Source organism: Oscillibacter sp. KLE 1745 (assembly GCF_000469445.2).
Lineage (GTDB): Bacteria > Bacillota > Clostridia > Oscillospirales > Oscillospiraceae > Oscillibacter > Oscillibacter welbionis.
Genome location: NZ_KI271760.1, coordinates 1 through 9182, shown reverse-complemented (window position 1 = coordinate 9182; position 9182 = coordinate 1). Strand labels below are relative to the sequence as shown.

At 57.0% G+C, this 9182-nt stretch carries 4 protein-coding genes; all 4 read left to right on the top strand.

Annotated elements, in window-relative coordinates:
• The first annotated feature begins 85 nt into the window (after positions 1–85).
• The 4 genes from HMPREF1546_RS14735 to tnpB all read left to right on the top strand — a co-directional run bounded on the left by HMPREF1546_RS14735 (position 86) and on the right by tnpB (position 7008).
• The gene (locus HMPREF1546_RS14735; protein WP_021747984.1) at positions 86–931 is read left to right on the top strand and encodes a tyrosine-type recombinase/integrase; all 846 of its coding nucleotides are present in this window, start codon (positions 86–88) and stop codon (positions 929–931) included.
• Positions 932–1224: 293 nt separating this feature from the next.
• The gene (locus HMPREF1546_RS14730) at positions 1225–6177 is read left to right on the top strand and encodes an S-layer homology domain-containing protein (protein ID WP_147629941.1); all 4953 of its coding nucleotides are present in this window, start codon (positions 1225–1227) and stop codon (positions 6175–6177) included.
• A gap of 383 nt (positions 6178–6560) precedes the next feature.
• The gene (locus HMPREF1546_RS18990; RefSeq protein WP_021747988.1) at positions 6561–6731 is read left to right on the top strand and encodes a hypothetical protein; all 171 of its coding nucleotides are present in this window, start codon (positions 6561–6563) and stop codon (positions 6729–6731) included.
• Positions 6721–7008, top strand: coding sequence for an IS66 family insertion sequence element accessory protein TnpB (tnpB, locus tag HMPREF1546_RS19965; protein WP_021747989.1), 288 nt, complete (start codon positions 6721–6723; stop codon positions 7006–7008). The genes HMPREF1546_RS18990 and tnpB overlap by 11 nt, the downstream gene beginning before the upstream one ends.
• Positions 7009–9182 lie beyond the last annotated feature (2174 nt).

Genomic DNA, 9182 nt, shown 5'->3' with positions numbered 1-9182 from the left:
CCACAGCGGCAGCTGCCGCTGTGGGCCTTGTTATATTTGCACATCCGGTAAAATATCGTTGTGAAATCACAAAAGGAGGCATCTTATGACCGAAGACAGACTGACTCCCCTGCAAATCCAGGCATTTGCCCGCCACCTCCGGCTGGAGGAGAAGAGCGAAGCCACTATGGAGAAGTATCTCCGGGACATCCGGGCCTTCGCACGCTGGCTGGACGGGCGGGAGATCAGCAAAGGGTTGAGCGCGGCGTGGAAGGCTCATCTGGTGGAGCGGGGCTACGCCCCCGCCAGCATCAACGCCAAGCTCTCCGCACTGAACAGCCTGCTGGAGTTCCTGGGCCTCGGCGGCTGCCGGGTGAAATTCCTGAGGGTCCAGCGGCGACTGTTCCGGGACGCCGGCCGGGAACTGACGAAGGCGGAGTACCAGCGCCTGCTGGACACGGCGCACCGGCTGGGACAGGAGCGGCTGGGCCTGCTGGTGGAAGCCATGGGGGCCACGGGCATCCGGGTCAGCGAGGTGCGGTATCTCACGGTGGAGGCCGCCCGGCAGGGCAAGGCCGAGATCTCCCTCAAGGGCAAGATCCGCACCATCCTATTGCCGGAAAAGCTCTGCCGGAAGCTGCTCCAATACGCCCAAAAACAAAAAACCGCCTCCGGTGCAATCTTTCGCACCAAAAGCGGAAAAGAGCTGGGCCGCCGGCAGATCTGGGCGGAGATGAAGCGGCTGTGCGGGCACGCCGGGGTGGACCCGCGCAAGGTGTTCCCCCACAATCTGCGGCACCTGTTTGCTATGGTGTTCTACCGGACCAGCCGGGACATCGTCAAGCTGGCGGACCTGCTGGGCCACAGCAGCATCGAGACCACCCGCATCTACCTGGTGACCTCTGGCGCAGAACACCAGCGGACGCTGGACCGGCTGGGACTGATCTCCTAATCACGGAATTCGCATTCCGACACAAATGATCGTGAAAAAATAGTTCGTCCTACATATCAATAGACAAATTTTAGCACAAAGGACAGCTAACCGCAAGGGATTTTGCCGCTTTGGGCAGCAGAAAAAAGCCGGAAAAATGTCAAATTTTGTCCGGCCTTGGTCCCTGCGCCATTTTTTACGCCCGTGCCAGCCGCACGGGCTTTTTTCGAACTTGTTCTGCGGAGCTTCTTGCGCCAGCTTGGTCGGGCGCGGGATGGAATGCGAATTCCGTTGATAGGGGGTGTGGATATGCGGTGCGCGGAGGCAGCCAGACTGGCGCTGTCATCACATCAGAGATGATCCGGTCCTATCTGGAGACACTCTCCCGCCGGGGGAGGAGCCGGAACACGGTGCAGATGTACGGTGCCAAGCTGCGGGCCTTCTATCACTACCTGCCGTCTGACAAGCGGGTGGAGGAGGCCAAGTGCAACCCCTGGTGCCTGCGGAAGTTGTATCTGGCCACCCGGTCGGAGATCGAGCGGAACGTGCGGCTCCCGGTGGAGCAAGCCTATGAGCAGATTCTGGATGCGGAGCAGTTGGCTGCCGGATGGACGGAGAATGAGAGCAATTCCATCCAAAAGGATGTTTGCGATAGATATTTTCTCGCCGAGAGGTGTAAAGGAGGAGAAGAGATGAAGAAACGGATCTTATCAGCTTTGATGGTGCTGTGCCTGCTGCTGACACTGCTGCCGGTTTCGACACTGGCGGCAGAGGAGGGGACTGGCGAGTCGGATCCTGCGATCAATCAGGATGGATCGGACTTGCGGAAAGACCCCGCAGAGGAAGGCGGGAAACAGGAGGCCGTGGAAAGTGGGACCGCCGATGAACCGGATGGCCCCAGTGCGCCAAATGAGCCGGGGACTTCAGGGGATCCAGAGGAAAATGAGCCGACAGAGGTTCCGGGAGATCCCCCTCAGGGTCCGGATCCCACGGCCCCCACGGAGCCTGCGGGAGAGCTGGATCCCATAGAGCCTGCTGAGGATCCGGGGACAGTGGTAGAAGAGCCTGTGGCTGAGAACGCGGTGTATGTGTCGGCAGCAGGCGATGATGCGGACGGCACTGGCACAGCAGACGCTCCATATGCCACCTTGGCAAAGGCGGCGGAAGCAGCCCCGGATGGTGCGACGATTTATGTCATGTCAGATGTGGAAATGAACCAAATGGCATGGGTCTGGGAGAAAGAGCTGACCATCACCAGCTATGGTGTTGATCCTGTGACGCTCTCCCGCGGAGAAAATTTTCATACCAACGCAGATCCCGCCAGACAGCACTACAACCCCGCGATGATCGAAGTAGGCGGGGAAACGGAACAAGGGACCGTTTCGTCTCTTATTTTGACCCACATCATTTTGGATGATATGGGCAAATACGAAGGTGAATACTTTGTGCAGGCCGATTCCGAAGGCGATGGGGAGACCACCGTTAGCAGGAGTGAGGTCCCAAATACAAGCATTGTGCAAGACGCCATAATCGCAACTTACAACGGTATGGGTACGATTACTTTGGGGGATGGTGCGGAACTTCGCAACTACGGCGGTATGAGTGCCGTGCGCCTGTCCGGTGGCGAGCTGATCATGGAAGAAGGCAGCGCCATTTTGGATACAACCGAAAACGAACGTGAGAAAGGTGCGTCCGGCAGCTTTGGCCCCGCTGGTGCGGTCTGGCTCCAGGGCGGCATCTTGACCATGAACGGCGGCACGATAGGCGGCGATAAAGGTGTCATGATGAATGGGCGTGCACTCTATGCAGACGGCGGCACCGCTAACATCGGCGGCACCATTCAAAATATTCATGGTACCGATGCGGCCTGGCAGGGGCAGAACGGTGTTGCTGTCCATCTGCGGTCTCACGGTGAAGCTACCCTTGCCAGCACTGGAGAGATCACCAATGTGACCGGCACCAACGCAGGCAATAACTGCGCCATCTGGACCCAATTTTGCAACTTTACCACTAAAGCGGGATCTAAGATTTCTCATGTGGACGGTTTCCAGCTGCTCTATTTTGACGACCTCGACAACAACAACTACAGCCATGAGGTATACCTCAACGGTACGATCTCAGAATGTGCTTCGGGTTCGGCGAGTCTTTTGCGGTCCTGGTACGGCCAGATCACATTTGGCCCGAACAGCGTGATTGAAAACTGTAGTTCCAGCAGTGCGGGCGGCCTGATCTATTCCAATAACGGCTCCCACTACACATTTGCGGGCACCATCCGCAACAATACCGCCTCTAAAGGCATGATTTATCTTGCCAACCAGGGTGGCGGCGGTGTCATCGCCACGATTGAGGAGACTGCCCATATTGTGGACAACAAGGGTCTTGCCGTTCGTGTGAACAACAGCTCCAATCTCACCATGAACGGCGGTGAGATTGCCCGCAACTCGAGCTACGGTATCCAGATCAGCGGCAAGACCGACTGGACGGGTGTCAGGTTCATTATGAACGGCGGCAAAATCTGCGACAACGGCAGCTATGGTATCTACCATACCGTTGCAGGGAAGTCCCTCGTCGAGATCAATGGCGGCACCATTTCCGGCAATAAGGGATCGAGTGGCAGACAAATCTCCTCCTCCGGCGGTTATGCTGTTGCTGAAACGGAGGAAGGCGCCGGATATGAGTACACCCATGTAAGCGCTGATGTGATGGGGGAACCCCGTACCATATACGTCAGCGCCGGGAAGGTGGAACTTCCTGAGGGCTATGCGGATGTGAACCTGGGCCGCGCCACGAATGAGGCAGTCAACACGCTGAAAGCTGGCGTTGCTGACGAGCACGCCGACTGGACCCCCGTGGGCAGCAGCGCCCTGTGGGTTCAGCCGTCTGCGACTGAGTACAGCTTCGAGCTCGATCCTACTTCCTCCCCTAAGAAGACCGACCTCTATGTGGCCTATGTACAGGTCAATCCGGACGGTTCACCCATTGATGGGGCTGAAGTGGCGGTCGAAGAGGTGGAGAATGCGGAGAAGGTGCCCATCGCTTTGAAGGATCTGACGGCAGGTGCTCCGTATGCGGTGATGCTCTTCAACAACAAGGAGTATACCCTGGCCCCCGACGACATCACCATCTACACCGGCGGCGGTCAGGGCGAGGAGAACTATGACGACGGCGGTTTCCCCAAGCTCACCATCAATGGCAGTGTTGACGTAAAATACACCGGCGACATTACAAGTTTGGAAATCAAGGGTGTGACTATCCCGGCAACGGACGACAAGACCATGCTCGATCAGCTCCTTGAAAACATTGAGGCGGTCTATACCTATGAGGACGGCACTGTCGCCACAGATGATTCCAAGCCGGGCGTGTACACAGTTACCCTCAAATGGAAGAACGGACTTACCAATGAGGACGTTCGGGTGAATGGCAACAATGTAAACCTTGACGGTGCGGGTACACTAATCGTCCGCCATACGCAGGATATTGAGGAAGCGCAGGACGGCGCCAATACATATGTGTTGTTGACCGCAGAGCCCACCAAGGCTGTGATCCACGCCGAGGCGATTGCAAAGACACAAACCAGCTCATGGGGAACCGTGTATCAGCCGTCTTTCTACACCAACGATAACGAAGACTTTGAGATCGAGGATATCGCCGGTATCCAACTCCTGGATGACTCGCTGCTGATTGATGATGACGGCACGGACCGCCAGGCTCTGCTGGAACAAAAGGCAGAGGATTCTGATCTTCTGAATGAGTTGTCCGATGGCAAAACCTACCGCTACGACTTTCACTACCTGGATCTGGTGGACGCCTACAACGGCAACGCCTGGGTTTCTGCCAGCTATGGCACCACAATCTATTTGCCATATCCCGACGGTGTGACAATGGATAACGCAAATGACCTGGATGTACAGGTCATCCACTTTCCGGGCCTGCACCGGGAATATGGCATTGCCGGTCAGGCCGAGGTGACGGATGCCATTGAAGCCTGTGAGCCGGAGGTTATAACCGCTGAATTTGACGCCAATGGTATCGAATTTGATGTGGACCGTTCCGGATTCTCTCCTTTCGCTGTTGTCTGGCAGGAGAACGCGCAGACCTTCACCATCACCGCCTCCGCCGGTGACGGCGGCTCCATCAGCCCCCGCGGCAGCGTTGCTGTGGCCGAGGGTGCGGACAAGATTTTCACCATCACGCCGAACGGCGGCTATACCATCGCCAATGTGAAAGTGGATGAAAAGAGCGTAGGAGCAGTCGATAGCTATACATTTACGGATGTTAATGCAAACCACACCATTTCTGCAACCTTTGCCCGCGATAGCTCCGGAGACGGTGGCGGCCATGACAGCGATCCCTATCTGAGGTTCGACTCCAATGGCGGCACCCGCTTCGACCCCATCGATGAAGACGGAAGGAGCTTCTCCCTCAATGTGTACGATGATGAGGAGTACGGCGCCCACATCCCCACCCGGCCCGGCTACCGCTTTACCGGTTGGTACAAGGACAGCCGCCTGACCATGCGGGTGGACGAGGATGAGACTCTGCGGGTGACCTCCTCCGTGACGCTGTTCGCCGGCTGGACGGAGACCTCCGTGCCCGGCATGCTGAACGGCAACGACCACTACGCCTACATCCAGGGCTATTCTGACGGCTCTGTGCGGCCCAACGCCAATATCACCCGGGCCCAGGTGGCCACCATCTTCTTCCGCCTGCTGGACGAGAATGTGCGGGACGACAATCTCACCACGTCCAACGCCTTCCCGGATGTGAACGAGGACTACTGGGCCAACACGGCCATCTCCACCATGGCCCGGCTGGGCGTCATCAACGGCCGCAACTCCGGCCTGTTCGACCCCGACGCTAACATCACCCGCGCCGAATTCGCGGCCATCTGCGCCCGGTTCGACGACAGCGGCGTCGCCGGCGTCACCACCTTTACGGACACCGCCGACCACTGGGCGGAGGACGAGATCAGCCGCGCCGCGGCGCTGGGCTGGATCCAGGGATACAGCGACGACTCCTTCCGGCCCGACCAGTACATCTCCCGCGCCCAGGCGGTGACCATGATCAACCGGGTGCTGTGCCGCCTGCCGGAGGACACGGACGATCTGCTCTCCGGCATGAACACCTGGACCGACTGCCACGAGAGCGACTGGTTCTACCTAGCCATCCAGGAGGCCACCAACTCCCACGACTTTGTCACCAAGGACTGGGTCTATGAGAGCTGGACCGACCTGAACCGCGCTCCCGACTGGAGCCGGTACGAGTAAGGAGCTCAAAAATCAATTTGACAGAAAGCCCGGGCGGATTTTTTCCGCCCGGGCTTTCTGTATTACGATAGAAAAGTGGATATCGCTATGGCTTCTAAGCGCCATAAAAACAAGTGTCAAATAGAAAAGCGGATTGCCCAGGCGCAATATAATAAAGAAGGACGGATAAACAGAAGTAGGTGAATCAAATGGCAATGAGAGCAGCCTGACATGAGGCGCGGCTTGAAACGTGGAAGAAGCAGATAGAAGGTTGCCGAAACAGGGGGAGACGAGTAAGTGAATGGTGCTTGGAACACGGTGTCGGTCCAAAGATATACCAGCGGTGAGAGCGGGAGCTGTACGGCACAAACAGCGAAAACCAAAACAGGCAGAAAGAGGGGCGGATGCCGGAAGCAGCGCCGGTATTCGCGGAAATTACCGCCTCGGAATTGCGTGGGAGCCGAGGCAAGGTGATTGCCGGGATTAAAACCGGAGCAGTTGAAGTGGGGATTTACATCCGAGCAGACAGCGCGGCCGAGGAAGCGTTGTGCTGGGGGCTGAGGGATGCTGAATGACCTTGTGGGAGCAGGGCAGATTTATATTGCCTGTGGGTATGCGGATTTGCGGAACGGGATTGGCGGCTTTGCGACATTGGTACAGCAGAAGTTCCGTTTAGCTCCGTTCAGCGGTACGCTGTTTTTGCCCTGTGGTTATAGGCAGGACTGGATCAAGAGGCTTTATTGGGAAGAGGATGGATTTGTACTGGTCACGAAGCGGTTGGAGGCTGGAAGCTTCCAGTGGCCTCGGAACAGCGCAGAGGCTCGGAGGTTAAGTTACCAGCAGTATCCTTAATTGTCAAAAGCATTGAAAATGATAACTTTCCGGGTAATTTTTAGCCGCCAAATTTGCAAAAACAAGACCAATACACAGATGAACAGCACGGAGATGGTAACGCTCTCCCGTGCGGAATAGGATGAACTGCTTCGAAAGAGCGCGGGGTATACGGAACGAAACCGGAAGCTGGAATGGCTGATGGAACAGGTGCGTCTTGCCAAAAGAAAGCCTGTGGGCATTCTCTGAACAGATGAAAGAGGAATTGGCGGGTCAACTGAGCCCGATACTTGATGAGACGGAGGCATGGTTGTCTATCAGAGCTGCTATAAGGGGAACCGCGGCAGAGCCCCATATCCGGCAGGAGCGGTCCCTACAAGTGGAGGAGCTTCCGCCCGAAAATGTCACTATTGAGATGATGGAGCACCGGCTTTCTGAATCTGGGCGTGTATGCTTCGGATCGCCCATGGAGGGGATTGGCAGAAAAGTCCGGCGGACATGAGTCATGATCCCCACACAGGTGAGGATTCGGGCATACATACGCTTGTCAAAATTGCACACGGCAGAAACGGAAATGCCCATCTTGAAAGCTGAAAAGAAGACTGCCCGAATCCCTGGCAGCTCCGCAAGTTTTGAAGCTGGAGGGCCGGACTATCCGGAGCAAATGCTATATGCGGCTGTACCGGACCGCAGGGATGAGGAACACCCTGTCGTGCTGTATGAAAATACCAGCCGAACTGGAGGACAAAGAGGAGGCGGAGAAACTTCTGCCGGAGAGTGCACCGGACACTCACAGAACATTGAAGGGAGAATGGTTCCATTAAGCGAGCCTGCTGAAAAGCGGGCTCGTTTTTCAGCCCTGGACAGGCAGATGTCTCTCTTTGCCCCGAAATGCCGAATTTTCCAGCAGTTAGATTGCCATGGAAATGCCGTTTAGAGTGATGGACGACTATATGCAGACGAATTTCCCTGAAGCAAAACCACACACTTCAGCCCCACCATGTGCATAGCATACCATGAGCATAGGCCTTATGAGAAAGGAACGATTGTAATGTCTGCTCTCTTGAAGAAATTCAGCAACCTTCTGTGTGTTAAAAGCATTGTAACGCTTGTCTTGACGGTAGTATTTGCCTATCTCGCTGTTTTGGACCGAATTTCCAACCAAGATTTTTTAACAATTTTTTCAGTTGTCATCGCATTCTATTTCGGCACACAGAGTCAGCGCCTGAATGAAAAGATCGAGAAGGACACAGACAAGAAGCAACTTTAGCTATAACCACAGTTCCCTTACTTTGGATGAGAGGTCAATGAGATGAATTATTTTCCCAACAACAATTTAAATAAAGAGCGTCATTGCGGCTCTGCACCTGACAGAGACTCCTCCTGTCAGTGTTTTTGCCCCATTCTCTCCGGTGAACGCGGCCCCCAAGGTGAACGTGGGCCGCAGGGCGAACGCGGGCCCCAGGGTGAACGTGGCCCCCGCGGAGAGCGTGGTCCCCAGGGGCCAAAGGGTGAGCAGGGCTGTCCCGGTCCCATGGGCCCAAAAGGAATGGTGGGCCCTCAGGGACTCCCGGGGCCTCAGGGTATTCGGGGCGATATGGGGCCAAAAGGAGACACAGGAGATATCGGGCCGCAAGGTGTCCGCGGGGATCCCGGCCCCATGGGCCCCAAAGGCGACCGCGGCCCCGTAGGGCCTAAGGGTGATCCGGGACCGGCTGGCCCAGTCGGCCCCAGGGGGGAAAGAGGCATTCCGGGCGACCGCGGCCCTCAAGGAGAACAGGGACCTCAGGGTGAGCAAGGACTTCCTGGTGAGACCGGCCCCCAAGGACTCCAAGGAGATCGCGGCTGTCCCGGACCACAGGGAGAACAGGGCCCCATCGGTCCGGCAGGGCCCCAAGGCGAGCGTGGCGAAAGCGGCCCTCAAGGTCCGGCAGGACCCCAGGGTGAGCGGGGTGAAACCGGCCCTCAGGGTGAACTTGGTCCTCAGGGACCCGCAGGCACAACGCCTACCGTCACTGTGGGAACTGTCTCCTCCGGTACTGCCGCAACCGTCACCGCCAATCCGACGGACACCGGGATCTCCCTGGACTTCGTGGTTCCCGTCGGCCCTGCAGGCCCTCAGGGAGAATCCGGCCTGACAGGTCCCCAAGGTCCGGCAGGACCCCAGGGTGAGCGGGGTGAAACCGGCCCTCAGG

Excerpts from the sequence above, each read along its gene's own strand:
- HMPREF1546_RS14735 (WP_021747984.1), top strand. The coding sequence starts at position 86 with ATGACCGAAGACAGACTGACTCCCCTGCAAATCCAGGCATTTGCCCGC.
- HMPREF1546_RS18990 (WP_021747988.1), top strand. The coding sequence starts at position 6,561 with ATGCCGGAAGCAGCGCCGGTATTCGCGGAAATTACCGCCTCGGAATTG.
- tnpB (WP_021747989.1), top strand. The coding sequence starts at position 6,721 with ATGCTGAATGACCTTGTGGGAGCAGGGCAGATTTATATTGCCTGTGGG.